Below are 26,574 nucleotides of genomic sequence, written 5' to 3' on the forward strand. Positions count from 1 at the left end.
AGGGAAATCATCGTGAGCACGATCGCCCTGGACGACTACGAGCAGATCCTCCGCCGCCACCTCAAGTACCTGCCGGACGGCGCCGACCTCGCTCCCGACGACGACCTGCGCACGTTGGGCCTGGACTCGATGGCGGCCGTCGAGCTGCTGTTCGACCTCGAGGACAACCTCGGCGTGATGCTGCCCGACGAGGCGCTGGCCGAGCAGACCTTCACCACCCCGGCCACGCTGCGCACCACGCTCGAGGAACTGGGCGAGGACGGAGGTCGGTCATGACCGCCGTCGCCCCGCCGATCACCCCGGTGGACGTCGTGCGTGACGTGATACCGATCGTCGCCGAGCGGGCCGGCACGGTGGACCGGGACGCCGAGTTCCCGGTCGCGAGCCTGGCCGCGCTGCGCGCGACGCCGCTGATGGGCCTGCTGGTGCCGCGCGAGCACGGCGGCATGGGCGGCAGCCTGGCCGACATGTCCGAGGTGGCCCGCGAGCTGGCCGGCGCGTGCACCGCCACCGCCGTGGTCTGGGCCATGCATTGCCAGCAGGTCGCCGCCGTCGTGCGGCACGCCGGCCCGGCGCTGCGCGAGCGGGTGCTGCCGGCGATCGCCCGCGGTGAGGTCTACGTCGGCTCGGTGACCACCGAGCGCGGCAAGGGCGGCCACCTGCTCACCGCGCAGGCCCCGCTGGAGCCGGCGCCCGGCGGACGGCTGCGGGTGCACCGGGACGCGCCGATCTCCACCGGTGCGCTGCACGCCGACGCCTACCTGATCACCATGCGGGCCGGACCGGACGCCGCCGACACCGACGTGCGGCTGGTCTGGGCCGACCGGTCGGCGGTGGAGCTGCAGACGCACTCCGGCTGGGACCCGATGGGCATGCGCGGCACCCAGAGCGTCGCGGTCACCATCGACGCCGAGGTCGCTGCCGGCGACGTGGTGGGCCCGGACTTCCGGGACGTCGCGCTGCGCACCTTCGTGCCGGCCGGGCACATCGCCTGGGCGTCGTCCTGGCTGGGCGCCGCGCAGGGCGCCTTCCGGCGCGTGGTGGCGATGCTGCGCGACCCGCGCGGGCGACGAGGCTACGACCTGGACTCCGAGCTGCTCGTCACCCGGCTCGCCCGCTGCCGCGCCGGCCTGGACTGCGTCGAGGCGCTGCTGGAGCGCACGATCGCCACGGTCGAGCGGATCGGCCGCGACGGCACGGCCGCGGAGGTGGAGAGCCCGGCCTACCAGATCCTGGTCAACGAGCTGAAGGTCGTCGCGTCCGAGCAGACCTTCGCCGCGGTGGACCGCCTGGTCGACGTGGTCGGCCTCCGCCACGGCTACATCAAGACCTCGGCCACCGGCATCGAGCGGGTGCTGCGGGACCTGCGCTCCGCGTCGCTGATGTACGCGAACGACCGGCTCGACCTCGCGGACGGCAGGCTGGCCCTGTTCGACCGCGCGGCGAGGCTGCCGTGAGCGGGGCCGCCGTCGCGGTCGTCACCGTGGCGCGGCCGGCCGGCGCCGAGCGGGTCGACCGGCTCGCCGCCACCCTGCCGCCGCATGAGCGGCAGCGGGCGGCCCGCTACGACGGCCACCGGCGGGCCGAGTTCGTGGCCGGTCGGGTGCTGGCCCGCCGGCTGCTCGCCGCCGAGCTCGGCTGCGCCCCCGCCGACGTGCCGCTCACGGTGGCCCCGGCGGGCCGGCCGGGCGTGGCCGGCGACCCGGTGACGTTCAGCGTCGCGCACGCCGCCGGCCTGGTCGCGGTCGCGGTCAGCGCGGACGGCGCGGTCGGCATCGACCTGGAGAGCGCCGACCGCCCACCGGCCGCCGTCGCCTGGTCGTGCTCGCCCGACGAGCGCCGCTGGCTGGCCGCCCTCCCGCGGGCCGACCGGCGGGCCGGCTTCATGCGGCTGTGGACCCGGAAAGAGGCCTGCGTCAAGGCGACCGGTGCCGGGATCAACCGGCGGCTCGCCGACGTCCACTGCGGAACCGGCACGGCCGGGATCTGGCGCGACGTGTCGTGGCGGGAGGCCGGGCTGGCTCCCGGCTACGTCGCCGCGGTCGCGCTGCGGCCGGCAGCGCCGGCCATCCGCATCCACTCGGATCGGAGCATCCTATGACCACACACCCCACCGACCTGGACAACCGCCGGCTCCGCGAGGTGCTCGGCGAGTTCGCCACCGGCGTCGCCGTCGTGGCGGCCGAATCGGCCAGCGGGCCGGTCGGTATGACCGTCAACTCGTTCACCTCGGTCTCGCTCGACCCGCCGATGGTGCTGGTGTGCCTGGCCAACGCCGCCAGCACGACCCGGGCGGTCACCGCCAGCGGCGCGTTCGGGATCAGCATCCTCGGGCGCGACCAGCGCGGCATCTGCGACACCTTCGCCGCCAAGCGCCCGGACAAGTTCGCCGGGGTGCCCTGCGGCGCCACCCACCGGGGCGCGCCCCTGATCGACGACGCGCTCGCCCACCTGGACTGCCGGGTGCACCGGGTCCTGCCGGCCGGCGACCACGTCGTCGTGATCGGCACCGTCGAGGACGCCACCGCCAACGGGCACGGCGAACCCCTCACTTTCTTCCGCGGCACGTTGAGCTGATTGGGGCTTGAAATGACCGACCACGTTGTTCCCCTGACCACCGGCACCCGGGCGATCGTCACCGGCGGCCACGGCTTCGTCGGCTCGCACCTGGTGGCCGCGCTGCGCCGCCGCGGCGTCGCGGTGACCGTGCTGGACGTCGTGCCGCCGCCCGCCGGCCTGCCTGCCGACGTCGGCCACCGCCCGGTCGACCTGCGCGACCCGGCTTCGGTGCGGGCCGCCCTGGTGCCCGCCGACGTCGTCTTTCACCTGGCCGGCAACGCCAGCGGCACCATCTCGGTGGACCGGCCCCGGTTCGACTTCGAGACCAACGCCGAGGGCACGTTCAACCTCTTCGAGGCGCTGCTGGACGAGCCGCCGCGGCGGGTCACCTATCTCTCGTCGGCGATGGTCTACGGCCGGCCGGAGTGCACCCCGATGCCCGAGGATCACCCGCTGCGGCCGTTCCTGCCCTACGCCGCGTCGAAGCTGGCCGGCGAGCACATCGCGGAGAGCATGTGCGAGTCCTACGGCCTGCCCACCGTGATCGGGCGCGCCTTCACCATCTACGGCCCCGGCGAGGACCCGCGGCGCGCCGGCGGCGAGGTGTCGCAGTTCGTGCGCTGGCACCTCAACGGGCGGCCGATCCCGGCGGTCGGCGACGCGGACCGCAAGACCCGCGACTTCGCCCACGTGCATGACCTGGTGCACGGGCTCATGACGATCACCGAGCGGGGCACCCCGGGCGAGGTCTACAACCTGGGCACCGGCTCGGAGACGTCGCTGCGCGAGCTGGCCGACATCGTCGGGCGGGTCACCGGCCGGCCCGCCGACCTGCACTGCGACGACGAGGTGCTGGACGACAGCTACCGCCACGTCGCGGACATCGCGAAGCTGCGCGCCCTGGGCTACCGGCCGCGGGTGCCGCTGGCCGAGGGCATCGCCGACCTGGCCCGCACGCTGGGCGAGGATCCCGAGCTGCCCAGCAACCCCGCCGTCTTCCACCGCCCGCCGACCCTGGTCGAGACCGGAAGGAGCTGAGCGACATGACCGAGTTCGTGGTGCCCTACCACGGTCAGGGCAGCATCTTCGACGAGACCGACATCGCCGCCGTCGCGGGCCTGCTGCGCTCCGACAAGCACCTCTCCTCCGGCTTCGAGCGCCGGGCGTTCGAGCAGGAGTTCGCGGACGACGTGGGCGCCGGCCACGCCGTGTCGGTGACCAGCTGCACGATGGCGCTCGAGCTGGCCACCCACCTGCTGGACCTGCGGCCCGGCGACGAGGTGATCGCCTCGCCGCTGACCTTCCAGGCCACCGTGTCGCCGCTGCTGACCCGCGGGATCACCGTGCGTTTCGCGGACGTCGACCCCGAGAGCCTCGCGCTCGACCCGGCCGGCGTCCTGCGGCAGATCACGCCGCGGACCCGGGCGGTCTACATCACCCACTACGGCGGGCTGGCCGCCGACCTGGACCGGCTGCGCGCGCTGGCCGACGCGCACGACATCGCGCTGGTCGAGGACTGTGCCCACGCGCTGGGCACGCGCTACCGCGGCCGCGGTGTCGGCACGATCGGCGACGTCGGCTGCTGGAGCTTCCACAGCCTCAAGAACATGTCGACGCTCGGCCAGGGCGGCATGGTCACGACCGGGTCGGCGGAGTGGGCCGGGCGGCTGCGCCGGGTCAGCTCGATCGAGCCGGACGCGGACTTCACCGCGCGGCCGGCGCCGACCGCCTTCGGTGCCCACGAGTCGCCGCTGCCGGACGACCCGGAGCGGCACTGCAAGAACGCCTACACGCACGACTGCGGGACGGTTCGCGCGGGCGGGACGAACGCGATCATGAGCGAGCCGGCCGCGGCCGTCGGGCGTACTCAACTGGCGAAGTTGCCGTCCTTCGTCGCCCGCCGCCGCGGGCTGGCGGGCTATCTGAACGAGCGGCTGGGCGCGCTGCCCGGCGTGCGCGTGCACGGTGATCTGCCGGAACGGGAGCATTCCTACCACCTCTACACGATCCGGCTGGAGGGCGCGGCGCCCGGCGTGCGCGACGAGCTGATCCGCCGGTTGCACCACGAGCACCGCGTCGAGATCATCCTGCGCTACTTCCCGCTGCACCTGCTGCCGGAGTGGCGGGCCCGGGGCGGCGCCTACGGCCAGGCGCCGGTCGCCGAGCGGATCTGGTTCCAGGAGCTGATCAACCTGCCGATCTACCCAGCGATGCGGGACAGCCAGGTGGAGTACGTCGCGGACGCGGTCACGACCGCGCTGCGCGACGTCACCGCCGGCTCGCGGACGGCGGTGACGTCATGATCGACAGCGGTACGGTGACCCGCCTGCTCGACGACTACCGGCGCGCGCACGACGTGCCCGGGGTGGCCGTCGCGACCTTCGACGCGAGCGGCCCGACCCACACCGTCGCGAGCGGCCTGACCAGCCTCGACGAGCCCGGCCGGCCGCTGCGGCCGGACACCGTCTTCCGGATCTGGTCGGTGACGAAGACGCTCACCGCCACGCTGGTCGCGGCCCTGGCCGGCGACGGCGTGCTCGATCTCGACGAGCCGGTGACCGCCACGCTGCCGGACTTCCGGCTGCGCGGCCGCGCCGGCAGCGGCGACGTCACCCTGCGGCACCTGCTCAGTCACCGGGCGGGCTTCATCCCCGACGCGGTGACCCACGAGGGCGGCAGCCGCGACCCGTCGGCGATCGCCGAGACGGCCGCCGGCGAGCCGCCCCGCACGCCACTGGTCGGGCGGCCGGGGCAGGTCTACTCCTACAGCAATCTGGGGTTCATCGTCGCCGGGCGGGTGGCCGAGGTGCGCACCGGGCGCGCCTTCGGCGAGCTCTGGCGGGAGCGCCTGGCCGAGCCGCTGGGCATGGCCCGCACCACGCACGACCCCGCCGTGGCGATGACCTTCCCGCTGCTGCAGCACCACGTCGGCGAGGCCGGCGCGTTGCGCGTCGGGCACCTGCCGTGGCTGGCCGCCAAGCACGCGCCGTCGTCGCAGTGCTGGTCGACGGTGGCGGACATGGCCCGCTTCGGCGCCCTGCACCTGGTCGCTTCGGCGGCCTCTTCAGCCGTCGACCCGGCTCGGCTCCGCGAGATGCGGGAGCCGCACGCCGACGTACGGCTCGACGTGAACCTCCGATACGGCCTCGGCCTCTACCTCGGGCCGTGGGACGGCGACGTGGCTCGCTTCGGCCACGAGGGCTTCTACGACGGCATGTGGTGCAAGCTGCTCTGCGTGCCGGCCGCCGGGGTGGGTCTGGTGTGGGCGGACAACCGCGGCGAAGAGCTGCGTGACCACCGCTATCGGGTGATCGACGAGATCCTCAGCGGTCTCGGCGTCGCCCCCGGCGAGTGGCGCCGGACCGGCGGAGGGGCCGACCCGGCCGGGGTCGAGGGGACCTATCAGCGCCCGGCCAGCGGCGCCGGCCTGCGGCTCGAGCCGCGCGCTGGGCGCCTGCTGGTGCATGCGCCCGACCAGCAGGTGGAGCTCGAGCCGGTGGCCGCGGACGTCTGGGCGACGCCCGCCGACGACCGGGCGCGGCCACCGTGGCGCGCGCACGCGGGAAGCCGGCGGGTCAGCATCGGCGCGGTCCGCGACGAGCCGGGCGCCACCGCATGCCATGTGCTTCTCAACGGCCTGCCTTACCGTCGGGTATGACCAGTCGGCAGACCGCCGGGACCAACCGCCGCGACGGCCTGGTGGTGACCCTCGCTTGCACTGCTCAATTCGTCGACGTCATCGGGGTGACGCTGCTGATCGTGGCGTTGCCGGCGATCCAGCACGACCTGGCGCTGAGCGCGGCCATGCTCTCCTGGGTGGCCGGCAGCTACGCGCTGGTCTTCGGTGGCTTCCTGGTGCCCGGCGGGTGGGTGGCCGACCTACTCGGCCGGCGGGCCGTCTTCATCGGCGGCAGCCTGCTCGTCGCGGCCGGGTCGGTGGTGTGTGCGCTGGCCGGCAGCGGCGGGGTGCTGCTCGCCGGGCGGGTGTTGCAAGGGCTCGGCGCGGCCGTTGCGGTGCCGGCCGCGCTGGCGATGGTGCTGGCCACGCTGCCGCCCGGGCCGCGGCGCAGCCGGGCGCTCGGGCTGTGGACGATGGCCGGGGCGGCCGGCGGGGCGTTCGGCTTCGTGCTCGGCGGTGTGGTCACGCAGCTCGTCGGCTGGCGGTGGCTGTTCGCGGCGATCGGCCTGGTCGAGCTGCTGGCGGCGGTCGTCACGCCGCTGATCGTCGGGCCGGTGGCCCGGCGGGTCACCCGGCTCGACGTGCCGGGCGCGCTGCTGGCGATCACCGCCGTGGTGGCGCTGGTGTGGGCGCTCAACGAGGGTCTGGGCCGGCCGGCGGCCTGGGCCGGCCTGATCGTGGCGATCGCCGCGGGCTTGTTGTTCGCACTGGTCGAGCGGCGTGCGGCGGTGCCCATGGTGCCGCCGCGGGTGTGGCGGTTGCCCTCGTTCCGGCTCGGTGCCGGGGTGGCCGCGGTGCTGACCGCGACGACGAGCGGCGCCAACGTGATCGGAACGCTCTTCGCCCAGGACGTCCTGGGCCTGTCCGGTGCGGTCAGCGGCGCCTGTTTCCTGCTGTTCAGCGCCGGGGTGGTGGTCTCGTCGACGCTGGCGCCGGGCGCGCTGCGCCGGATCAGCGCGCGGCCGGCCATGACGATCGGCCTCGCGGTGATCGCGGCGTCGATGACGGTGCAGGCGCTGGGCGTCTCGGGGGAGTCGCTGTGGGTCTTCCTGGCCGGGCTCACCCTGTCGGGGCTCGGTCTGGGGCTGGCTTCCGTGGCGTCCACGGCACAGGGCACCGCCGAGGCCACCGAAGAGACCAGTGGGCTGCTCGGCGGGCTGCTCAACGCGGCGGCCCAGATCGGCACGGCGATCGGAATCGCGGTGCTGCTTGCGGCGCCGGGCGGGCAGACGACGGCCTATCTGGTCGCGGCCGGGCTGGCGGTGCTGGCGACGGCCGTGTGCGCCTGCCCGTCCCCCGTGCGAGTTACCCGCTGATCTCCCGCGGTGCCGGCGAACCCTCACCCGGAACGCTTGCCGGCGTTCAGGGCGACGGCGAGCTTGTCGAGCAGCTCCCGGCCGCCCGCGAGCGATTCGCTCCACAGCACGAGGCCGTGCCGGCGGACGTAGACGACCTGGCTCTTCATGGCGGCCTCGGTGACCGCCTCGGCCAGCGAGACGCTGCCGTACTCCTTGGGCGGGATGACCAGTACGTCGAAGCCGTCCAGCTCGTCGTCGCTCGGGATGTAGTGGTTGTGCACCACGAAGGCGGCGTCCACCGTGGTCCGCATCAGGTAGTGCATGTACGACTCGGCGGACGGCGTGCCGGTGCCCCGGCAGTGCAGCGTGGTGCCCGTGCTGTCGTGCAGCTCGACGAAATCGGCCGGGCTCAGGTCCTTGATGTACGCGCCGGTGGCCGTGACGAAGGTGCTGCCGTTGCGCTGGAAACTGATGTTGCCGGCCGAGTCGGTCTGGTGCTCGAAGACGCCGGCCAGCTGCCCGAGCGCACGGGCGCCGTCGAACCCCGCCGGGTCGAGCGTGATGGGCTCGCGGCGCAGGTCGATGTCGGCCCAGCGGCGCGTCGTGGCCACCGGGGCCGGGGCCTCGACGGCGGGACTGTCCGGGCCGGGATCGCAGTACTTCACCGTGGCCCGCCGGCCGAGCAGCTCGGCGACGGCGTTGGCGATCGGCTGCGGGTCGGCGTCGTGCAGCAGCAGCGCCGCCAGCCAGTCGGCGACGAGGTCGAAGTCGGCGTTGGTGAAGCCCCGCCGGACCACCTCCTGCACCCCGAGCCGCATGGTGTCGGTCTGCTCGAAGGCGACCGACCGGTTCACCGCGATGCCGCCGCGCAGCACCCGCTCCAACAGCGCCGGCCCGGCGCCGAGCGGCCGGTTGTCCACGAAGAACATGTGGTTGCGGGTGAAGCCGCGATCGGCTTCGAGGATCGGCACACCACGGTCGTGCAGCGCGGCGGCCAGGTAGCGGGAGCTCTCCACCACCCGGGCCGCGTATTCGCGGCCGTACACGTACATCTCGTGCAGGGCGATGAACAGCGCCAGCGCCGAGGCGGTGTGCTGGCTGCTGACCAGCCCGTTGGAGAGGGTGTAGCTGATCCGTTCCATCAGGCCGCGGCTCTTGCCGAGGATGATGCCCTTCTGCGGGCCGAACATCGTCTTGTGGGTGTTGGCCTGCAGGATGTCGGCGCCCTCGGCGAGCGGGTCCTGGAACTGCCCGCCGGCGATCAGCCCGAGCGTGTGCGACGCGTCGTAGATCAGCGGCACCGCCCCGCACATCTCTTTGAGCTCCCGCACGGGGAACGGGAACAGGTAGTTCATCGCGTCCAGGAACAGCAGGGTGGGCCGTTCCCGCTCGAAGACCTCGCGGGTACGGTCCAGGTCGATCTCGGAGATGTCCCGGTACGCGTACGTGCAGCTCGACCGGCCGAAGGTGCGGCAGATGAGCTCGGTCAGGAAGTGGCCGCCGTCCTTGGTGGAGATACGCATGATCTTGTCGCCGGGCCGGGACAGCGCGGCGAAGGTCGTCTGCATCGCGTGGATGCCGGACAGGCAGCGGAACTCGGCGTACTCGGCACCGAACAGCTGCCGGCACACCTCGGTCGCGGAGGCCTCGATCTCGTTGATCCCGTTCATCCCGCGGTACAGGAAGTTGTTCAGCCGCGAGGGTGAGTCCTCGCGCATCTCGAGGTGCTCGAGCAGGTAGCGGTTGGACAGCGGCGTGGCGAGCACCCGTTGCGCCGCCGGCGACAACAGCGTCTCGTTGGCCGTCAGGTGCAGGACGGCGGCCGATTCGAGTTCCTCGCGCTCGATGAGCCGGCCGATCCGAGCGAGGGTCATGGGCTGCTGCGGTGATGACATGAGTGATCTCCCGGGCTGCGCCGATCGTTGCCTGCGAATCTACGAGCGGACCGCGGCCGGCACAGGTGGGCGCGGGAGCGAAGAATGAGGAGTGCACCAACGATGTATCCGGCGGTGTGACTTCGTTCCGATGCCACGGCGGGCCCGGTCAACAACCATGGAGGGCCGACAGCGGACGAGGCGAAGGGGAATGTCATGCGGGCCATCGACTGGCAGGACGACACGGTCGTGATCGTCGATCAGACCCTGCTGCCGCACCGGGTGGAACACCTGGCGCTGCGCGAGCCGGCTGAGCTGATCGTGGCGATCAAACGGCTCGCGGTACGCGGCGCCATGGCGCTCGGCGTGGCCGGCGCGATGGGCGTGGCGCTGGCCGCCGTGCGGGCGCGCGAGCGCGGCGAGAACGTCGGCGCGGCCGCGCGGGCCGCCGCCCGGCAGCTCGCCGCGGCCCGGCCGACGGCGACGAACCTGTTCTGGGGCGTGGAGCAGGCGATGATGGCTCTGCCCGGCGGCGCCTCGGCGGTGGTCGGCGCCGCGCTCGCGCTGCGCGACGCCGACATCGCGGCCAATCGCGCCATCGGTGAGCGCGGCGCCGACCTGCTGGGCCGGCCGGCCCGGGTGCTGACGCACTGCAACGCGGGCGCCCTCGCCGCCGTCGAGATCGGCACCGCTCTCGGCGTGGTGGCGGAGCTGCACCGCCGGTCACCGCTGACGATGACCTATGCGACCGAGACCCGGCCGCTGTTGCAGGGCGCCCGGCTGACCGCCTGGGAGCTGGGCCAGGCCGGCATCCCGCACCGGGTCGTGGTGGACGGCGCCGCGGCCGGCCTCATCCTGGGCGGCGAGATCGACGCCGTCGTGGTGGGAGCCGACCGCATCGCCGCCAACGGCGACACGGCGAACAAGGTGGGCACGCTCGCGCACGCCCTCGCGGCGGCCCGGGCCGGCATCCCGTTCCTGGTGGCGGCGCCCGAGGCGACCATCGCCGCGGACACCGCGACCGGCGCCGGCATCCCCATCGAGGAGCGTGACGAGGACGAGGTGCTCAGCGTCGACGGGCACCGGATCGCCCCGCCCGGCGCGCGGGCGGTCAACCCGGCCTTCGACGTCACGCCGGCCGAGCTGATCACGGCCGTCGTGACCGAGCGGCGGACGCTGCCGCTCGGTCGTGCCGCCGAGGCGACCGGCTCGGCCCCTCAGGCGGCGGGCTCGGTGGCGGCGACGATCGGCTCGAAGCGGGGCGAGGCGATCCGCAGGTAGTCGTCGGTGCGCAGCGCGAGGGACCGGTCGAGGCGGGCCGCGTTGAAGAACAGCTCGGGGAAGCCCTTGATGCCCGGGTCGGCGATCAGCTCGAGCTCGTCGGTGAACGTGAACGGCAGGATCGTCCCGGCGACACACCCGGAGAGCCGCTCGGCGATCTCGGGCGTCGCGAAGGAGATGTAGGTGCCGCCGAACAGGCTCTTGATGGCCTGCAGATCGACCCGGGCATCGCCGGGCACGACCGCCAGCACGTACTTGGTGACCTTCTTGCCGAGCTTGACCATCACGATCATGCATTTGGCCGCCGCCGCGGGGTCGTGCCCGCGGTAGCCGCTGACGATCTCGGTCCGTCCCTCTTCGGGGTGATCGATCAACCGGTACGTGGCGCCGTTGTCGTCCAGCAGGGCGATCAGGCGATCGTAGGTTGCCTCGAGCTCCATGCGTCATCCTCTCGTCCGCCGCGCCGGGGACGGTCGGCGGTCACGGTCAGCGGTCGTGTCGGCGTTCAGTGTAATCTACGAAAGCGATCATTTTATTGCACGGCTCGTCTCGCGGGGGAAGGCAATCGCACATGGGGAAGCAGCGGCAGGCAGGTCTCGAGCCCAGCCTCGCACGTCCGGCCGAGCCCGTGGGCCCGGCGTCGGCCCGGTCCCTGCTCTGGTCCGATCTGTCCATCCTGGCGGTCGCGATCATCTGGGGCTCGAGCTACGTGGTCATGCAGGTCGTGGGCGACCGGGTCCCCGCCGCCGCGTTCCTGGCGTTGCGGTTCCTCACCGCGCTGCCCGTCGTGCTGCTGCTGGCCGCGCCGACGCTGCGCCGGCTCAACCGCAAGGAGCTGCTGGCCGGCGCGGCCTTCGGCGCCATGCTCTACGGCATCCTGATCCTCGAGACGGTCGGTGTCCAGCACACCTCGGCGGCCAACGCCGGCTTCCTGATCACCGTCTCCGTGGTCCTGGTCCCCGTGCTCGAGCGTCTGCTCGGCGGCCGGGCACAGCCCAGGGTGGTCTACGGCGCCACGATGGCGGCGCTGTTCGGCTGCGCGCTGCTGCTGCTGAACGACGGCATCCACCCACGGTCGGGTGACCTCATCATCCTGGGCGCCGCGATGATCCGGGCCACCCAGATCACCCTGTTCGGCCGGCACGTGCACGGCCAGTCCATCCAGAACCTCACCGCGGTCGAGTTCGTCGTGGTGGTCGTGCTCGCGACGCTCACCTCGGTGGCCACCGGCGACCCGGTGTGGGAGGTGGCCGGGCAGGTCGACGGCCGGTCCTGGCTGCTCATCGTCTACCTCGGCGTCCTCGGCACGGCCTTCGCGTTCTTCGTGCAGTTGCGCTCGGCCCGGCTGTCCAGCTCGACCCGCGTCGGGCTGATCCTGTGCACCGAGCCGGTCTTCGCCACCGCCTTCGCGATCGGCGCGGCCGGCGAGTCGCTCGGGCTGCTGCAGGGCCTCGGCGGCTTCCTGATGGTCGCTGCGGCTCTCGTCGGCCGGGCGGCCGAGCGCTCGGGGCGGGAATCGCGCAGGCAGGGACCCCCGGCGGGTAATGTGTCGGCACACGAAGCCGACCCCTTACCGCTGAATGGATCTCGTGACACTTGAGAGCTACGGGCCACCGGCCGCCGGGATGGGCGCCGCGGTCGGCCGGGAGATCCGCCGGTTCCGGGAGGCCCGGCGCATGTCCGTCTCCGAGCTCGCCCGCCGGGCCGAGGTCAGCAAGGGGACGCTGTCCCGGCTCGAGGCCGGTCTCGGCAACCCGACCATCGAGACGATCGCGTCGATCGCCGTCGCGCTGCGGCTGCCGCTCGGGGATCTGATCCCGACCTCGGCGCCCGGCACGCCCACCCTGCAGCGCGGCAGCCCCGACCCCGACTACAGCCGGCAGGAGCTGCTGCAGCGGATCGGTCCCGGGGTGATGACCGAGATCTGGCGGGTACGGATCACCCCGGCCGAGGGCTTCGTGGAGAGCCCGCCGCACGCTGCCGGCACGGTGGAATACCTGCTGGTCACCCGGGGCGTGCTGCGCGCCGGCCCGGACGGCGCGCTCAGCGAGGTGCGGGCCGGCGACTTCCTGGTGTTCCCGGCCGACGTGCCCCATCGGTACGAGGTGGCGCGGGGCCCGGCCGAGGCGAGCCTGGTGATGACCTACCCGGCGATGAACGCGTCCGGAGCCACCGTGCACGCGGGCGCCTCCTAGCCGGTGCCGAAAGCACATCGAAGGTCGTAGGCGGATGCGACCTTCGCGCCACACCGGACGGCGGCGCGGGGGCCGACAATGAAGAGGTGGCTCGGACGATCGAGGTTCCGGTGCTGCGCCGCGGGTATCACTGCGATCCGGCGCGCGGCGGCTGCCTCGTAGAGATGGCCGGTACCCTGCCCGGCGGCCCGTGGACCGACCGGTCCGAGCGGCTGCATCCCCTGCTGGCGACCGTGTGCCGCGCGGTCAACGACCGGCTCGCCGACACCGCGCGCGGCACCGTGCTGATCGCGGTGCCGTGGCTGGCCGGCACAGCGATGGCCGGCACAGCAATGGCCGGCACAGCGACAGCCGGCACGGCGACGGCCCGCACAGCGACAGCCGGCACGGCGACGGCCCGCACAGCGGCAGCCGGCACGACGGCGGCCGACACGCCGATGGCCGGCCGCGCGCTCGGCGCCGCTCTGGCCCGCCTGGTCGCCTCGCACGCCGGAATGCCGGCGCCGGCCCGGGCGCTGCGGGGACGCGCGGCCCGGCAGGCGGTCCGCCGGCTGGCCGCACGGCCCGACGCGGACGAACGGCTGCGGGCCCTGCTGGCCGACGCGATCAACCTGGCCCGCACGTCGGCCGGCCTGCCCGTCATGCCCGCCGGCGCGCTGGACCGGCCGCTCACGGTGACGCGGCTGCCGGTGCGGGTCGAGGCCGTACGCGACACCGAGCTGTTCACCGTGCTGCACTGCCGCGCCGAGCTCGCCGGCTGGCCGGCGGAGCTGCGAGCGGCCTGGCAGGCCGCCCAGCCGCCCGGGCGCCGTTGCCCGGTGGCGGGGTGACTCAGGTCAATCCGGCCTTCGCGGCCCGGCGTACGGCGTCGGTCCGCGACGTCGCGCCGAGCTTGGCGTAGATGTTGGTCAGGTGCCGCTTGACGGTGCCCTCGGCGATGAAGAGCTTGGCGGCGATCGCCGAGTTGCGCATGCCGTCGGCCACGAGGGTGAGGACCTCGGCCTCGCGGTGCGACAGGATCGGCTCGCTGTTCGCGCGGAGCCGGTCGACCGTCTCCCGCGAGACGGAGAGCACCACATGGTCCTCGTGCTGGTCGACCACCCGGATGGTGGTGAGCAACTCGTCGAGGCTCGTGTTCTTCAGGATGTACGCGTGCGCGCCGGACGCGAGCAGGTGCTCCACCCGGCGTGGGTCGTCCCGGGCCGCGAGAATCACCAGCTTGGCCTCCGGCACGGCGTGCCGCAGCATCCGCAGCTGGTCGAGCGCCTGCGGGTCGGCCGCGTCGAGGCCCACCAGCAGCACGTCCGGACGGTGGTGGCGCAGGGCGTGGTCGGCCACGGCATCCGCGTCGGCGGCGCCGACGACGTGGATGCCGGGCTGCTTCTCGAGCAGGCCGGCAAGGCCCTCGCGGAACAGGCCCGGCTCATCGACCAGGGCCACGGTGATCCGGGTGGCCGGGCGGGACGGATCGGCCACGAGGTGGCCGTTCCCGGTCGGGTGGAGCATCAGGGCTCCGTTGGTGTAAGGCTGGGCAGTCTTCTCGGTGTGGTCGTGGGTCATCGCACAGCTCCTGGCCGATGATTCGTTCAGCACTCACCGTTCGCCTGATCGAATGCCGTCACCTGCCTGGTGGCGGCCCGAAACGCCGCGGCCGGGCATCGCCGGGCCATGGCGCGCTGGGTGGTGTCAGCCGGTCCCGTGCGGATTGCTCCTGGTACTTCGGCTCAACTCTCTCCCCCCGTCCTGAGTCGTTAGCGCCGCCGTGCACGGTTCATTCACCCGTAGGCACGCCTACCAATAGTGCGGTAGCCCCGGCGACAAGTAAAGGTCAGTGTCAGTCCCCGGACCGGCGTACCTGATCTGCTACGAAAGACACATGCCCGGCTGCCATCTCGATCAATATCCCTGCTTCTTCTCAGATTTCTCCGAGTGAGCTTTCATCACGATTGGCGGGCGCGCCGCCCGACCTTGATTACTCGGAGGAAAACGATGGCATCGCCGATCAACATCGACACGATCCCGCCGGTGCGGGTGTTCCCGGACTTCCCGGAGCCGGGAGTCGCCTTTCAAGATCTCGCCCCGCTCTACGCCGAGCCCGGGCTCCTCGCCCGGCTCGGTGACGCGCTCGTGGAGCCGTTCGCCGGCGCGTTCGACACGGTCCTCGCCCTCGAGGCGCGCGGCTTCGTCATCGGCACCGCGGTGGCCGCCGCGAGCCGCAGCCCGCTCGTGCTGGCGCGCAAGGCGGGCAAGCTGCCGGGAGCTTTGCACAGGAGCAAATACGCGCTCGAGTACGGCTCGGCCGAGCTCACCGTCCAACATGGTGCCTTGCCGCCGGGCGCGCGGGTCCTGCTCGTCGACGACGTGCTGGCCACCGGGGGCACGATGGCCGCGGCGGCCGAGCTGGCCCGGCAGTCGGGCGCGACCGTCGCCGGTTGCGGTGTGATTCTGGAGCTCGTCACGCTCGGTGGCCGGAAGCGGCTCGCGCCGAATCCCGTCACCTCCCTGCTCACCGTGCCGTGATCCCATCCGGGCACTGTCGCGATACATCCAAAGTCGCATTCCGACGGGCCGGAACGTGCGCCGGGAACGACACCGGCATACGTCTTGTTGGGCGCTCACCCCGATGACTAGCTTGGATAACGAAGGGCGGCGGCCGGAGGGAAATCGCGCCGCTATTTCCAGCATCCCCGTATTTGTTGCACGGAGGGAAAAGCATGTCCACAAATGGTAGGCCGATTATCGCCTTCATGAGCGACCTGGGCACCACGGATGATTCCGTGGCTCAGTGCAAGGGCCTCATGCTGAGCATCTGCCCGAGCGTCACCATCGTCGACGTGTGCCACACGATGACACCGTGGGACGTCGTCGAGGGCGCGCGCTACATCGTCGACCTTCCGCGGTTCTTCCCGGAGGGCACGGTGTTCGCCACCACCACCTACCCGGCGACCGGCACCGGCACCCGCTCGGTGGCGCTGCGGATCAAGCAGGCGGCACAGGGTGGAGCCCGCGGCCAGTGGGCCGGCTCGGGCGCCGGCTTCGAGCGTGCCGAGGGCTCCTACATCTACATCGCGCCCAACAACGGCCTGCTCACGACGGTCATCGAGGAGCACGGCTACATCGAGGCGTACGAGGTCAGCAACACCAAGGTGATCCCGGCCGACCCGGAGCCGACCTTCTACAGCCGCGAGATGGTGGCGATCCCCTCGGCGCACCTGGCCGCCGGCTTCCCCCTCAACGAGGTGGGCCGGGCGCTCAAGGACGACGAGATCGTCCGGTTCGACCGCGCGAAGCCGAGCACGGTCACCGACGGGGTGCTCAACGGCGTCATCACCAACGTCGACCACCCGTTCGGCAACCTCTGGACCAACATCCACCGCTCCGATCTGGAGAAGGCCGGCATCGGCTACCAGACGCAACTCAAGGTGCTGCTGGACGGCGTGCTCACGTTCGACCTGCCCCTGGTGCCGACGTTCGCCGACGCCGGGAAGATCGGTGACCCGGTGATCTACATCAACAGCCGCGGCTATCTGGCGATCGCCCGCAACGCCGCCCCGCTGGCGTACCCGTACAACCTCAAGGCCGGCCTCTCGGTAGCCGTGACAAAGGCCTGATTCCGCCCCGGCGGGCCGGCACGGACGAGGTCCGTGCCGGCCCGCTGTTCTTCGCCGGAATACCCGGAGGAACGTCGTGAGCCTCTCCACTCAACAGATAGCCACCATGGTGGCCGCCATCGCCGTCGTCGTGTTCGTCGCGCACGCGGTGGGCATGCTCTTCGCCCGGCTCCGCCAGCCGGTCGTGGTCGGCGAGATCCTCGGCGGCCTGCTCTTCGGCCCGACCGTGCTCGGGCTGTTCGCCCCCGGTGTGCAGGAGGCGCTGTTTCCCAAGACCGGGCCCGTCCCGGCGATCCTCGCCGGGCTGGCCCAGCTCGGCATGCTGCTGCTGATGTTCGTGACCGGCAGCGAGCTCGGGGTGACCACCGCGGCCCGCGACCGGCGCACGATCGGCCTGGTCACCATCACCGGGCTCGTGCTGCCCTTCGGCGCCGGGCTCGCGGTCGTGGCGATGATGGACCACCACGACCTGGCCGGCCCGGCCGGCAACCGCACGACGACGATCCTGGTCTTCGCGATCGCCGTCGCGGTCACCAGCATCCCGGTCATCTCCCGGATCATGCTCGATCTGGGCCTGCTCGGCGGCTCCTTCGCCCGGATCGTGCTGGGCGTGGCCACCCTCGAGGACGTGGCCCTCTACGTGGTGCTCGCCGTGGTGCTGAGCCTGGCCAGCGCGCCGTCCACCGAGTTCGGGCTGTGGCAGCTGATCGGCGTCGACGGCACCGGCTGGACGATGGGCTATCACGTGACGGCGACGCTGGTCTTCCTCACGGCCTTCCTGTTCTTCGGCACCTCGGTGCTGCGCTTCCTGCTCTACGGCGCGCCGCGAGCACTCGCCAAGCGCAACCCGACCGCGTACCGGCTCGTCCTGCTGCTGTTCGCGGTGCTGCTCTGCACGGTCCTGGGGATCAACCCGATCTTCGGTGCGCTGCTGACCGGAGTCTGCGCCCGGCGCGCCGAACCGGCGGCGCTGCCCGGCGCGAGCGACCTGGGCGGCGACCAGCTGGACTCGTGGGCCACCATCCGCCGCTTCTCGCTCGCCTTCTTCATCCCGATCTACTTCTTCACGGTCGGCCTCGGCCTCGACCTCGTCCGGGACTTCAGCCCGTTGTTCTTCGCCTGGTTCTTCGCGCTCTGCTGCGTGGTGAAGGGGCTCAGTGTCCTGCTCGGGGCCCGGCTGGCCGGTCAGTCGCTGCGCTGGTCGGCCGACCTGTCGATCGCTCTCAACGCGCGCGGCGGCCCGGGCATCGTGCTGGCCACCACGACGCTGGCCGCCGGCGTGGTCAATCAGTCCTTCTACACCTCGATGGTGGTGCTGTCGGTGCTCACCTCGCAGCTGGCCGGCATCTGGCTGGACCACCGGGCGCAAGCGCTGCGCGACTACGACCGGAGCTCGCGGACCCCGGCATCGGCCCGCACGGTGCAGCGCACCGGCTGAGGGCGCACGAAAGCGGGGGCCGGATCAACCCGGCCCCCGCTTTCGCGCGCCCTCAGCCGGGCAGCAACGCACCGATCTCGGCGGCCGCCAGCGCGCCGTAGGCGCCGGTCAGCTCGGAGATCAGCCGCGCCCGGTCCGTCTCGTAGTCCTGCGGGCCCACGGTCCGCAACACCGCGGCGGCCAGCACGCAGCCCAGCTGGGCGGCGCGCTCCGGCGAGGCGCCCGCGCCGGCCGCGGCGAGGAAGCCGGCCCGGAAGGCGTCGCCGACCCCGGTCGGGTCGATCACCTCGGTGACCGTGACGGCCGGGACCCGAACCGGTGGGTGGCCGGCCCGGTCGACGCGGGCGCCCCGCTCGGCCAGCGTCGTCACCCAGGCGCCGACCCGGGTCAGCGTCTCCCGTTCGGTCCATTCGGTCTTCTGCAGCAGCAGCGCGTGCTCGTACTCGTTGGTGAACAGATAGTCGGCCCCCTCGACGAGGCGCCGGATGTCCTTGCCGTCCAGCACGGCGACCTGCTGGGAGGGGTCCGCCACGAACCGGTAGCGGCGCTCCCGGCACTCCTCGGTGTGCCGCAGCATCGCCTCCGGATCGTTCGGCCCGATGACGACGTGGCCGACCTCGCCCAGCCGGTCGACCGTGGGCCGCAGCTCCAGCAGCCGGGCCTCGGTCATCGCGCCGGGATAGAAGGACGCCACCTGGTTGCCGTCGGCATCGGTGATGCACTGGAAACGGGCGGTGTGCAGGTGCTCGGAGCGCCGGACGGCCGCGATGTCGACGCCGTTGCGCTCCAGCCAGGAGCCGTAGTCGGCGAAGTCGTGGCCGGCCGCGGCGAGCACCGCGGGGTGCCGGCCGAGCCGGGCCAGCCCGAGCGCGATGTTGGCCGCGACGCCGCCACGGCGCACCTGCATCGAGTCGACCAGGAAGGACAGCGACAGCCGGTCCAGCGACCCCGGCACCAGCTGGTCGACGAAGCGGCCCGGGAACGTGCTGAGATGGTCGACCGCGATCGAGCCGGTCACGAGGACGGTCACCGGTTCACCACGGCCTTGAGGTCGTCGACCCGGTCGAGCCGCTCCCAGGTGAACGTCTCCTCATCGCGGCCGAAGTGCCCGTAGGCGGCGGTGGGCCGGTAGATCGGGCGCAACAGCTGCAGGTCCCGGATGATCGCCTGCGGGCGCAGGTCGAAGACCTCGGCCAGGGCGGCCTCGATCCGGTCGATCGGCACGGTCTCGGTGCCGAAGCACTCGAGGAACGTGCCTACCGGCTCGGCCTTGCCGATCGCGTAGGCCACCTGCACCTCGCACCGCTCCGCCAGCCCGGCCGCCACCACGTTCTTGGCCAGCCACCGCATGGCGTACGCCGCCGACCGGTCCACCTTGGACGGGTCCTTGCCGGAGAACGCCCCGCCCCCGTGGCGCGCCATTCCGCCGTACGAGTCAATAATGATCTTGCGGCCGGTGAGGCCGGTGTCGCCCATCGGGCCGCCGATCTCGAAGCGGCCGGTCGGGTTGACCAGCAGCCGGTAGCCGCCGGTGCGCAACGTCAGCCCCTCCAGCTCGGGCTCCACCACGTGCTTGCGCACGTCCTCGGCGAGCAGGTGCTCGGTGTCCGGCGCGTGCTGGGTGGAGACGACGACAGTCTCCAGAGCCACCGGGCGCGCGCCCTCGTACGCGATGGTGACCTGGGTCTTGCCGTCGGGCCGCAGGTAGCCGAGGGTGCCGCTGCGGCGGGCGGCGGACAGCCGGCGGGCGAGCCGGTGGGCCAGCGCGATCGGCAGCGGCATCAGCTCGGGGGTGTCGGAGCAGGCGTAGCCGAACATCATGCCCTGATCACCCGCGCCCTGCCGGTCGGCGCCCGAGCCGCCCGCCCGGGCCTCGTAGGAGTGGTCGACGCCCTGGGCGATGTCCGGCGACTGCGAGCCGATCGAGACGCTGACCGCGCACGTACGCCCGTCGAAGCCCTTGGCCGACGAGTCGTAGCCGATGCCGGCCACCTGCTCGCGGGCGATGGCCGCGACGTCCACGGTGGCGGCCGAGCTGACCTCGCCGGCGATGACGAGGTGACCGGTGGTGACCAGGGTCTCCACCGCCACCCGGCTGTGCGGGTCGGCCGTCAGGTAGGCGTCGAGCACCGCGTCGCTGATCTGGTCGGCGATCTTGTCGGGATGGCCCTCGGTCACTGATTCCGAGGTGAAGAGCCGGTAAGTCACGATGCTCCTTCGCGAGTCAGTAGCGGTAGTGGTCGGCTTTGTAGGGGCCCTCGACCGCGACCCCGAGATAGGCGGCCTGCTCTTTCGTGAGCTCCGTGAGGCGTACGCCGAGGGCGTCCAGATGCAGCCGGGCGACCTTCTCGTCGAGGTGCTTGGGCAGCACATGGACGCCGATCGGGTAGTCGCCGGACTTGGTGAACAGCTCGATCTGCGCGATCGTCTGGTTCGAGAAGCTGTTGCTCATCACGAACGAGGGGTGGCCGGTCGCGTTGCCGAGGTTGAGCAGCCGCCCCTCGGAGAGCACGATGATCGCGTGGCCGTCGGCGAAGCGCCACTCGTCGACCTGCGGCTTGATGGACGTCTTCTCGACATCCGTGCGCTTCTCGAGCCCGGCCATGTCGATCTCGTTGTCGAAGTGCCCGATGTTGCCGACGATGGCCTGGTGCTTCATCCGGGCCATGTGCTCGTGCGTGATGACGTTCGCGCAGCCGGTCGCCGTGACGAAGATGTCGGCGACGGCGACCACGTCGTCGAGCCGGGCGACCTGGAAGCCGTCCATCGCGGCCTGCAGCGCGCAGATCGGGTCGACCTCCGTGACGATCACCCGCGCGCCCTGGCCGCGCAGCGACTCCGAGCAGCCCTTCCCGACGTCGCCGTACCCGCAGACGACGGCCACCTTGCCGCCGATGAGCACGTCGGTACCGCGGTTGATGCCGTCGATCAGCGAGTGCCGGCAGCCGTACTTGTTGTCGAACTTCGACTTGGTGACCGAGTCGTTGACGTTGATCGCCGGGAACAGCAGCGTGCCGTTGCGCTGCATCTCGTAGAGCCGGTGCACCCCGGTCGTCGTCTCCTCGGTGACACCCCGGATGCCCGCCGCCACCTCGGTCCAGCGCCGGTCGTCCTCGCGCCGGCCGCGGTGCAGCAGTTCCAGGATCACCGCGTACTCGGCAGAGTCGGCCGACTCGACCGGTGGCACCACACCGGCCCGCTCGAACTCGGCGCCCTTGTGGACCAGCAGCGTCGCGTCCCCGCCGTCGTCGAGGATCATGTTGGGGCCGCCGCCGTCCGGCCACAGCAGCGCCTGCTCGGCGCACCACCAGTACTCCTGCAGCGTCTCGCCCTTCCAGGCGTAGACGGGCACGCCGGCCGGCTCCTCGGCCGTGCCGGTGGGCCCGGCGACGATCGCGGCGGCCGCGTGGTCCTGGGTCGAGAAGATGTTGCAGGAGGCCCACCGGACCCGCGCGCCCAGCGCGGTCAGCGTCTCGATGAGGACCGCGGTCTGGATGGTCATGTGCAGCGAGCCGGTGATGCGGGCCCCGCGCAGCGGCTGGGTCGGGCCGTACTCGCGCCGCAACGCCATGAGGCCGGGCATCTCGTGCTCGGCGAGCTCTATCTCCTTGCGGCCGAACGCGGCCAGCGACAGATCCGCGATCCGGTAGTCGGTGAATGCCATGAGTCCCTCCACACGCGACAGCGATTCCCCTCAAGCTAGAGCCGGATCGGGGGACACACAGGAGGAAGAAATCCGGCGATCAAAGCGGTACCGGATCGGCCACCAAAGGCGGATGCCGAGTGCCCTTTTCGTCAGCCCGCCCGGCCCGGCACCGGTGTTAGCTTGGCCGTCGACAACCGGGGAGGCAGACATGATCGGCGTCATCGGCGGAAGCGGTCTCTACGACCTCGACCTGCTCGACGGGGTGGAGACCGTGCGGGTCAAGACCCCCTATGGGCCACCGAGCTCGGACATCACCCTGGGCACCCTGCACGGACGGCGGGTCGCTTTCCTCGCCCGGCACGGCGCCGGTCACCGGCTCACCCCCACCGAGGTGCCGTCCCGGGCCAACGTGTACGCCCTGCGGCGGCTCGGCGTGCGGCACGTGCTGGCCGTCAGCGCGGTCGGCAGCCTGGTCGACGGCTACGCCCCGGGCCGGCTCGTCGTGCCGGATCAGATCGTCGACCGCACCAAGGGCGTACGGCCCGCGACGTTCTTCGGCGACGGCCTGGTCGCCCACGTGTCGATGGCCGCCCCGTTCTGCCCTCGCCTGCGGGCCGACCTGCTCGCGGCGGCGAAGAGCAGCGGGCACGACGACGCCATCGACGGCGCTACGTACTGCTGCATCGAGGGCCCGCAGTTCTCCACCCGGGCCGAGTCTCACCTCTACCGCTCGTGGGGCCTGCACATCATCGGCATGACGGCGGTGCCGGAGGCCGCCCTGGCCCGCGAGGCCCAGCTCTGCTACGCCGGGCTGGCGCTGGTCACCGACTACGACTGCTGGCACGAGAGCGAGGAGCCGGTCACCGCCGACATGGTCGCGCAGACCATGCGCAGCAACGTGATCGCCGCCCGCGAGGTGCTGGCCGACGTCGTCACCCGCATCGACGACGCCGCCGACTGCGGGTGCCGCCACGCCGTCGACGGCGCCGTGCTCACCGCCACGCCCGAGGCGCGGCGACTGCTGCACGAGCGCTTCGGCGACTGAGATCGGATCGGGGGAGTCCGGCAGGCCAGGTGCCCTTCCGTACCAGCTCGGCGATCTCGCGGACGTCGGGATCGGGATGCAGATAGAGGGGTGCTGCCAGAGCGAACGACGTTCGCATGACCCGCAGGAGATCCTGGTGGGGGACGTCGTCCGAGTCCACTTCTCGTTTCTGACCGGAATGCACTAGGAAGGAACGGACGTAACGCCCGGCGAGCGTCCGCGGAGCTCGTCGCCGCAGCTCGTCCGATCGGGGCGTACGTGGTGGACGACAGTCGCCGGTTCTCGCGGGTAGCCAGTTCTTGGCGACCAGGTAGGGCTGCCGAGTGCGCCGCCAGTGAGCGTCACCCAAGATCGATGCGTCGACATTTCCGTCCGGGAAGGCCCATTCTTGCCGATGGGCGAGGGCGATCTGCCCCTCTGCTTCGGCCAGCAGTTCGACGGCCGCACGGTCGCTGAGCTCCAAGTCGTCGGCCAACCCGAAAAGCGTGGCGTACATGATCTCCCCCAGGCCGGCGGGCAGGGCATCGCCGAGATACTCGTCGCCTATCGCCACGCGAAGTGCCGTGTCGACGTCTCGCACCAGGAAACGGTCGGCGCCGGGGGCATTGAGCACGAAGCGCCACGCAGAGTTGCTACTGATGATCCGCGAGCGGCCGTGACGCGACCGAATGTAGTGGTGAAGCGTCGGCCGGGACGGGCGGGTTGAAGCGGGAGTAGGCGTGCAGCTGCCAGCGCAGGCTGCTGGCGCGTTCGATCTCCGCCACGCTGTCGATGTTGAACTCGATCATGCGTTGGGCGCCGGGGAAGCGGTTTGCCGTCTGCTCGTCCCAGTTGATTCGGGCGGTTCCGGTCAGCTGGAGAGTGCGGCCGGTTTCCCAGTCGAGGAAGGCCAGGCCGCACCGGGGGTCGAGATGCAGGTTGCCGAGGGTCATGAAGAAGGAGTTGCCTAAGTAGTCCGGCCACGAGAGCGTTCGTGCGTCCAGCACCGTGACGAAGCCTGGTTGACCGCCTCGGTGGTTGGCGTCGGCGCCGTGGCCGGGAGCGCGGCTGCCGATGAAGAATGTGTCGGCGGTGCGCACCATGGCCTGTTGTTCGCCGTTCAGCTCGCGGCTCAGGGTGCCGTGCGGCACGCCGGATGGCGGCGCGGTGTCTTCCACGACGGTCCGAAGTTGCAGGTATTTCGGGCAGTTGCCGACCACTTGCTCCGTCCGCAGCACCAGGCGGTCGCCCTCGCGGTGGGCCGTGCCGGAGACCTTCACCCGGCGGAGGGTCTGCGGGGAGAGGACCACCGTGCCTACATCGGCGGGCTCGGTGAAGGCGTCCCGGAGCGGATCGCCGGCCGGTGGCAAGGCGTGGATCACCATGGTGCGGTCGTCCGGGACGGCGATGAAACCTTCGTCGCCGGTGAGCACCGTGCACCAGATCTTTCCATCGGCGGCCGCGCCGGAGAGGGCGATCAGGCGCTGCCGGCTCAGAAACGGGGCGAAGCCTCCGATCTCGCAGTCGAACATCGGCGTGCCCCAGCCTGGGCCGCCCTCACCGGCCAAGCGCTGGACGGCTTGTTCTCCCGCATGTTCCAGGCTCATGTGATTCCTTTCTCCGCCTGTGTTCGCCCCAGGGGCCGGACCACGCAGGGGCCGGCCCTCTTGTGTGCGAATTCCGGCGTCAGGCGGCGGTGAGGCCGCCGTCGATGGCGAGGGCCGCGCCGGTGATGAACGTGGCGTCGTCGCTGAGCAGGAACGCGGCGAAGGCGGCGATCTCCTCAGGCTGTCCGATCCGGCCGACCGGGTGCAGGCCGGCGGCGAAACGCAGCGCCTCCTCGGGGGAGTCGCCGAGGTTGCCGCGCAGCAGCGGAGTGTCCACACCACCGGTCACCAGCGCGTTGACGCGGATGCCGCGTGCCGCCGTGTCCAGGGCGGCCGATCGGGTCAGGCCGACGACGCCGTGCTTGGCGGCGCTGTAGGCGGCCATGCCCGCGCCGCCGACCACGCCGAGGTTGGACGCGTTGTTGACGATCGCGCCGCCGCCGGCTGCCTCCAGGACGGGGATCTCGTGCTTGAGGCTGTAGAAGACGCTGCTGAGGTTGAGCGCCAGCTCGGCGTTCCAGGCCTCGGCGCTGATGTCGGCGACCGGCCCGATCGCGGTCGCGGCGCCGACGTTGTTGAAGACGCCGTCGAGGCGGCCGTACTTGTCGACGGCCTGCCGGACGAGGGCGGCCACGTCCGTCTCCACGGTGACGTCGGTGGGTACGAAGATGGCGTCGGGCAGGCTCGCGGCCAGCTCGTCGCCGGCCTGCTTGCCGCGGGCGGCGAGGACGACGTGGGCGCCTTCGGCGGCGACCCGCTCGGCGACGGCGCGGCCCATACCCGAGGTGGCTCCGGTGATCAGAATGACTTTGCCGACGAAACGCTGGGACATGATGACTCCTTGAGGGGTTCGGTGTGATCAGAAGGTGAGAACGAGCCGGCCACGCACGCCGCCGGCCGCGAGCAGCCGATGGGCCGCGGGCGCCTCGGCGGCGCGGAAGGTTCGCGCGACGCGGGGGAGCAGGATGCCGGCCTCGGCGAGGCGGCGGATCTCGGCCAGCCGGTCGAGGCGGCCGGCGTAGTCGGGGACGAACGGATGGCGCACGGTGATTCCGCGTTCGGCCGGTGCCGCATAGCCGCCGGGCTCGCCGGCGTCGCGGACGAGCGCCAGGCTTCCGCCGTCGCGGACGGCGTCGAGCATGCGCGGGCCGACCAGCGCCGCGTCGACAACGGCGTCCACGCCGCGTGGGTGACGACCGCGGATGCGGCGGGCGACGTCGTCGCCCCGGGCCACGATCTCGGCGGCGCCGGACTTGCGGACCAGGGCCTCGTCGGCGGGCGCCGCGTCGGCGATCACGATGACGCCGGCGGCCGCGCCCATCTGCACCAGATATCCGCCGAGCGTTCCGGCGGCCCCGGTGACCGCGAGAAGCGAGCCCGGTGCGAGCGCGAGCTGGTCGAGCGTCAGCAAGGCGGTCAGGCCGTTCATCGGCAGGGTCGCGGCGGCCGCGTGACCCAGGCCCCGCGGCGCCTCGACCACCCACTCGGCGGGAAGGACGACGTACTCCGCGTAGCCTCCACCGTGGTAGCCGAGGGTGCCGCCGGGGCCGGGCACGATCGGCAGCACCATCGCCATCACCGGGTCGCCGAGGACCAGGCCGGTGGCCGTGTCCGGGCCGATCTCGTCGATCGTGCCGGCGATGTCCATGCCGGGCACGAACGGCCCCGTCAGGCCGCGCATCGCCGCGGCGTGCACCCCGGCGCGCAACAGCGTGTCGGCAGGGCTCACCGCGGCGGCATGCACGCGGACCCGGACCTCGCCCGGCCCGGCGTGCGGTTCCGGTAGGTCGATCATGTGAAGGACGTCGGGCCCGCCGAACTCGGTCAAAGCCACAGCACGCATCTCTCTAGTTCCCTTCATGTACCTGGTATCCAAGTGATACTTCGGCGCGAGCATGTCGGCTAGAGGGCACTTTGAGATGACTTGGTATACCCGGGTATACCGGCTCGTTCCGTACCTGGTATTCGACGTATACTGGCGGCATGGGCCAGCAGGAGGTGCCGGAGCTCTGCGGTCGCGGGCGAGAACTCGTACGCGATGTGCTCGAACGGGTCGGCGACAAATGGTCGGTCGTCGTCATCTGCCAGCTCGGCGACGCCACTCGGCGGTTCAACGAGCTGCGCCGTCTCTGTGAGCCGATCACCCAGCGCATGCTGAGCGCGACCCTGCACGGGCTGGAGCGCGACGGCGTCGTGACCCGGACCGTCTTCGACACCAAGCCCGTCCGGGTCGACTACGCGCTCACTCCGCGCGGCCTGAGCCTGCTCGAGGTGGTGCTCGGCCTCGCGTGGTGGGCCGAGCGCAACGCCGCCGAGATCCAGCGGGACCGCGATCTCTTCGACGCCCGGTGAGTCGTGGCCC

Annotated in this window: 27 protein-coding genes; 17 read left to right on the top strand and 10 right to left on the bottom strand. The window is 72.0% G+C overall.

Annotated features, from left to right (window positions below; translation table 11 throughout):
- The first annotated feature begins 12 nt into the window (after positions 1-12).
- From Ade02nite_RS44330 to Ade02nite_RS44365, 8 genes are read left to right on the top strand one after another with little or no spacing between them, the layout of a single operon-like run.
- A complete protein-coding gene (locus Ade02nite_RS44330) occupies positions 13-276 on the top strand; it encodes a phosphopantetheine-binding protein (protein ID WP_203777290.1) in 264 nt (87 codons plus the stop codon).
- The gene (locus tag Ade02nite_RS44335) at positions 273-1,457 is read left to right on the top strand and encodes an acyl-CoA dehydrogenase family protein (protein WP_203777292.1); all 1,185 of its coding nucleotides are present in this window, start codon (positions 273-275) and stop codon (positions 1,455-1,457) included. The genes Ade02nite_RS44330 and Ade02nite_RS44335 overlap by 4 nt, the downstream gene beginning before the upstream one ends.
- Complete coding sequence (locus Ade02nite_RS44340; RefSeq protein WP_203777294.1) at positions 1,454-2,101, top strand: 4'-phosphopantetheinyl transferase family protein; 648 nt, start codon at positions 1,454-1,456, stop codon at positions 2,099-2,101. Before Ade02nite_RS44335 ends, Ade02nite_RS44340 begins: the two co-directional genes overlap by 4 nt.
- Positions 2,098-2,577 carry a flavin reductase family protein gene (locus tag Ade02nite_RS44345; protein WP_203777296.1) on the top strand — a complete coding sequence of 160 codons (480 nt, stop codon included), beginning with the start codon at positions 2,098-2,100 and terminating at the stop codon, positions 2,575-2,577. Before Ade02nite_RS44340 ends, Ade02nite_RS44345 begins: the two co-directional genes overlap by 4 nt.
- Positions 2,578-2,589: 12 nt before the next feature.
- Entirely contained in the window at positions 2,590-3,597 is a 1,008-nt protein-coding gene (locus Ade02nite_RS44350) for an NAD-dependent epimerase/dehydratase family protein (RefSeq protein ID WP_203777298.1), read from the top strand.
- Between the two features lie 5 nt (positions 3,598-3,602).
- Positions 3,603-4,862, top strand: coding sequence for a DegT/DnrJ/EryC1/StrS family aminotransferase (locus Ade02nite_RS44355; protein ID WP_203777300.1), 1,260 nt, complete (start codon positions 3,603-3,605; stop codon positions 4,860-4,862).
- Entirely contained in the window at positions 4,859-6,217 is a 1,359-nt protein-coding gene (locus Ade02nite_RS44360) for a serine hydrolase domain-containing protein (protein ID WP_203777302.1), read from the top strand. The genes Ade02nite_RS44355 and Ade02nite_RS44360 overlap by 4 nt, the downstream gene beginning before the upstream one ends.
- Positions 6,214-7,554, top strand: coding sequence for an MFS transporter (locus Ade02nite_RS44365; RefSeq protein ID WP_203777304.1), 1,341 nt, complete (start codon positions 6,214-6,216; stop codon positions 7,552-7,554). The genes Ade02nite_RS44360 and Ade02nite_RS44365 overlap by 4 nt, the downstream gene beginning before the upstream one ends.
- Positions 7,555-7,577: 23 nt before the next feature.
- Here the strand turns inward: Ade02nite_RS44365 and Ade02nite_RS44370 are convergent, their stop codons facing one another.
- Positions 7,578-9,410 carry a fluorothreonine transaldolase gene (locus tag Ade02nite_RS44370; protein ID WP_239169501.1) on the bottom strand — a complete coding sequence of 611 codons (1,833 nt, stop codon included), beginning with the start codon at positions 9,408-9,410 and terminating at the stop codon, positions 7,578-7,580.
- A gap of 216 nt (positions 9,411-9,626) precedes the next feature.
- Between Ade02nite_RS44370 and mtnA the strand changes: the two genes are divergently transcribed.
- Positions 9,627-10,691 (top strand): S-methyl-5-thioribose-1-phosphate isomerase, encoded by a 1,065-nt coding sequence (mtnA, locus tag Ade02nite_RS44375; RefSeq protein WP_203777308.1) that lies wholly within the window; start codon positions 9,627-9,629, stop codon positions 10,689-10,691.
- Here the strand turns inward: mtnA and Ade02nite_RS44380 are convergent.
- Positions 10,628-11,131, bottom strand: coding sequence for a YbaK/EbsC family protein (locus Ade02nite_RS44380; protein WP_239169502.1), 504 nt, complete (start codon positions 11,129-11,131; stop codon positions 10,628-10,630). The two genes, mtnA and Ade02nite_RS44380, sit on opposite strands and share 64 nt — an antisense overlap.
- A 131-nt stretch (positions 11,132-11,262) precedes the next feature.
- Here Ade02nite_RS44380 and Ade02nite_RS44385 point away from each other — a divergent pair, with 131 nt between their 5' ends.
- The 3 genes from Ade02nite_RS44385 to Ade02nite_RS44395 all read left to right on the top strand — a co-directional run bounded on the left by Ade02nite_RS44385 (position 11,263) and on the right by Ade02nite_RS44395 (position 13,716).
- Complete coding sequence (locus Ade02nite_RS44385; RefSeq protein ID WP_203777310.1) at positions 11,263-12,291, top strand: DMT family transporter; 1,029 nt, start codon at positions 11,263-11,265, stop codon at positions 12,289-12,291.
- Complete coding sequence (locus tag Ade02nite_RS44390; protein ID WP_239169503.1) at positions 12,281-12,886, top strand: helix-turn-helix domain-containing protein; 606 nt, start codon at positions 12,281-12,283, stop codon at positions 12,884-12,886. The genes Ade02nite_RS44385 and Ade02nite_RS44390 overlap by 11 nt, the downstream gene beginning before the upstream one ends.
- 86 nt (positions 12,887-12,972) lie before the next feature.
- Positions 12,973-13,716 carry a hypothetical protein gene (locus tag Ade02nite_RS44395; RefSeq protein ID WP_203777312.1) on the top strand — a complete coding sequence of 248 codons (744 nt, stop codon included), beginning with the start codon at positions 12,973-12,975 and terminating at the stop codon, positions 13,714-13,716.
- 1 nt (position 13,717) lies between these two features.
- Here the strand turns inward: Ade02nite_RS44395 and Ade02nite_RS44400 are convergent, their stop codons facing one another.
- A complete protein-coding gene (locus tag Ade02nite_RS44400) occupies positions 13,718-14,446 on the bottom strand; it encodes a response regulator transcription factor (RefSeq protein ID WP_203777314.1) in 729 nt (242 codons plus the stop codon).
- 429 nt (positions 14,447-14,875) lie between these two features.
- On the opposite strand from Ade02nite_RS44400, the gene Ade02nite_RS44405 reads away from it, so the two are divergent.
- The 3 genes from Ade02nite_RS44405 (at position 14,876) to Ade02nite_RS44415 (ending at position 17,935) form a co-directional block, all read left to right on the top strand.
- Positions 14,876-15,406 (top strand): adenine phosphoribosyltransferase, encoded by a 531-nt coding sequence (locus Ade02nite_RS44405; RefSeq protein WP_203777316.1) that lies wholly within the window; start codon positions 14,876-14,878, stop codon positions 15,404-15,406.
- A gap of 227 nt (positions 15,407-15,633) precedes the next feature.
- Positions 15,634-16,497 carry an adenosyl-fluoride synthase gene (locus tag Ade02nite_RS44410; protein ID WP_203777318.1) on the top strand — a complete coding sequence of 288 codons (864 nt, stop codon included), beginning with the start codon at positions 15,634-15,636 and terminating at the stop codon, positions 16,495-16,497.
- A gap of 76 nt (positions 16,498-16,573) precedes the next feature.
- Positions 16,574-17,935: a cation:proton antiporter gene (locus Ade02nite_RS44415; protein ID WP_203777320.1), complete on the top strand. Its 1,362-nt coding sequence runs from the start codon at positions 16,574-16,576 to the stop codon at positions 17,933-17,935.
- 52 nt (positions 17,936-17,987) lie between these two features.
- Here Ade02nite_RS44415 and Ade02nite_RS44420 read toward each other — a convergent pair whose 3' ends face one another.
- From Ade02nite_RS44420 to ahcY, 3 genes are read right to left on the bottom strand one after another with little or no spacing between them, the layout of a single operon-like run.
- Positions 17,988-18,965 carry a carbohydrate kinase family protein gene (locus Ade02nite_RS44420; RefSeq protein WP_203777322.1) on the bottom strand — a complete coding sequence of 326 codons (978 nt, stop codon included), beginning with the start codon at positions 18,963-18,965 and terminating at the stop codon, positions 17,988-17,990.
- Complete coding sequence (gene metK / locus Ade02nite_RS44425) at positions 18,962-20,143, bottom strand: methionine adenosyltransferase (RefSeq protein WP_203777324.1); 1,182 nt, start codon at positions 20,141-20,143, stop codon at positions 18,962-18,964. The genes Ade02nite_RS44420 and metK overlap by 4 nt, the downstream gene beginning before the upstream one ends.
- Before the next feature lie 16 nt (positions 20,144-20,159).
- Entirely contained in the window at positions 20,160-21,599 is a 1,440-nt protein-coding gene (ahcY, locus tag Ade02nite_RS44430) for an adenosylhomocysteinase (RefSeq protein ID WP_203777326.1), read from the bottom strand.
- A 190-nt stretch (positions 21,600-21,789) separates the two neighbouring features.
- Between ahcY and mtnP the strand changes: the two genes are divergently transcribed.
- Complete coding sequence (mtnP, locus tag Ade02nite_RS44435; RefSeq protein WP_203777328.1) at positions 21,790-22,626, top strand: S-methyl-5'-thioadenosine phosphorylase; 837 nt, start codon at positions 21,790-21,792, stop codon at positions 22,624-22,626.
- Here the strand turns inward: mtnP and Ade02nite_RS44440 are convergent.
- The 4 genes from Ade02nite_RS44440 to Ade02nite_RS44455 all read right to left on the bottom strand — a co-directional run bounded on the left by Ade02nite_RS44440 (position 22,574) and on the right by Ade02nite_RS44455 (position 26,046).
- Positions 22,574-23,206: a hypothetical protein gene (locus Ade02nite_RS44440; protein ID WP_203777330.1), complete on the bottom strand. Its 633-nt coding sequence runs from the start codon at positions 23,204-23,206 to the stop codon at positions 22,574-22,576. The genes mtnP and Ade02nite_RS44440 overlap by 53 nt on opposite strands.
- A gap of 52 nt (positions 23,207-23,258) precedes the next feature.
- On the bottom strand, positions 23,259-24,212 hold the full coding sequence (locus Ade02nite_RS44445) for a pyridoxamine 5'-phosphate oxidase family protein (RefSeq protein WP_203777332.1): 954 nt from the start codon (positions 24,210-24,212) through the stop codon (positions 23,259-23,261).
- A gap of 79 nt (positions 24,213-24,291) precedes the next feature.
- Positions 24,292-25,044, bottom strand: coding sequence for an SDR family NAD(P)-dependent oxidoreductase (locus Ade02nite_RS44450; RefSeq protein WP_203777334.1), 753 nt, complete (start codon positions 25,042-25,044; stop codon positions 24,292-24,294).
- Between the two features lie 27 nt (positions 25,045-25,071).
- Positions 25,072-26,046: an NADP-dependent oxidoreductase gene (locus tag Ade02nite_RS44455; RefSeq protein ID WP_203777336.1), complete on the bottom strand. Its 975-nt coding sequence runs from the start codon at positions 26,044-26,046 to the stop codon at positions 25,072-25,074.
- Positions 26,047-26,195: 149 nt separating this feature from the next.
- Here Ade02nite_RS44455 and Ade02nite_RS44460 point away from each other — a divergent pair, with 149 nt between their 5' ends.
- Positions 26,196-26,564: a winged helix-turn-helix transcriptional regulator gene (locus Ade02nite_RS44460; RefSeq protein ID WP_203777338.1), complete on the top strand. Its 369-nt coding sequence runs from the start codon at positions 26,196-26,198 to the stop codon at positions 26,562-26,564.
- Positions 26,565-26,574: the final 10 nt, after the last annotated feature.

Source organism: Paractinoplanes deccanensis (genome assembly GCF_016862115.1).
GTDB classification, from domain to species: domain Bacteria; phylum Actinomycetota; class Actinomycetes; order Mycobacteriales; family Micromonosporaceae; genus Actinoplanes; species Actinoplanes deccanensis.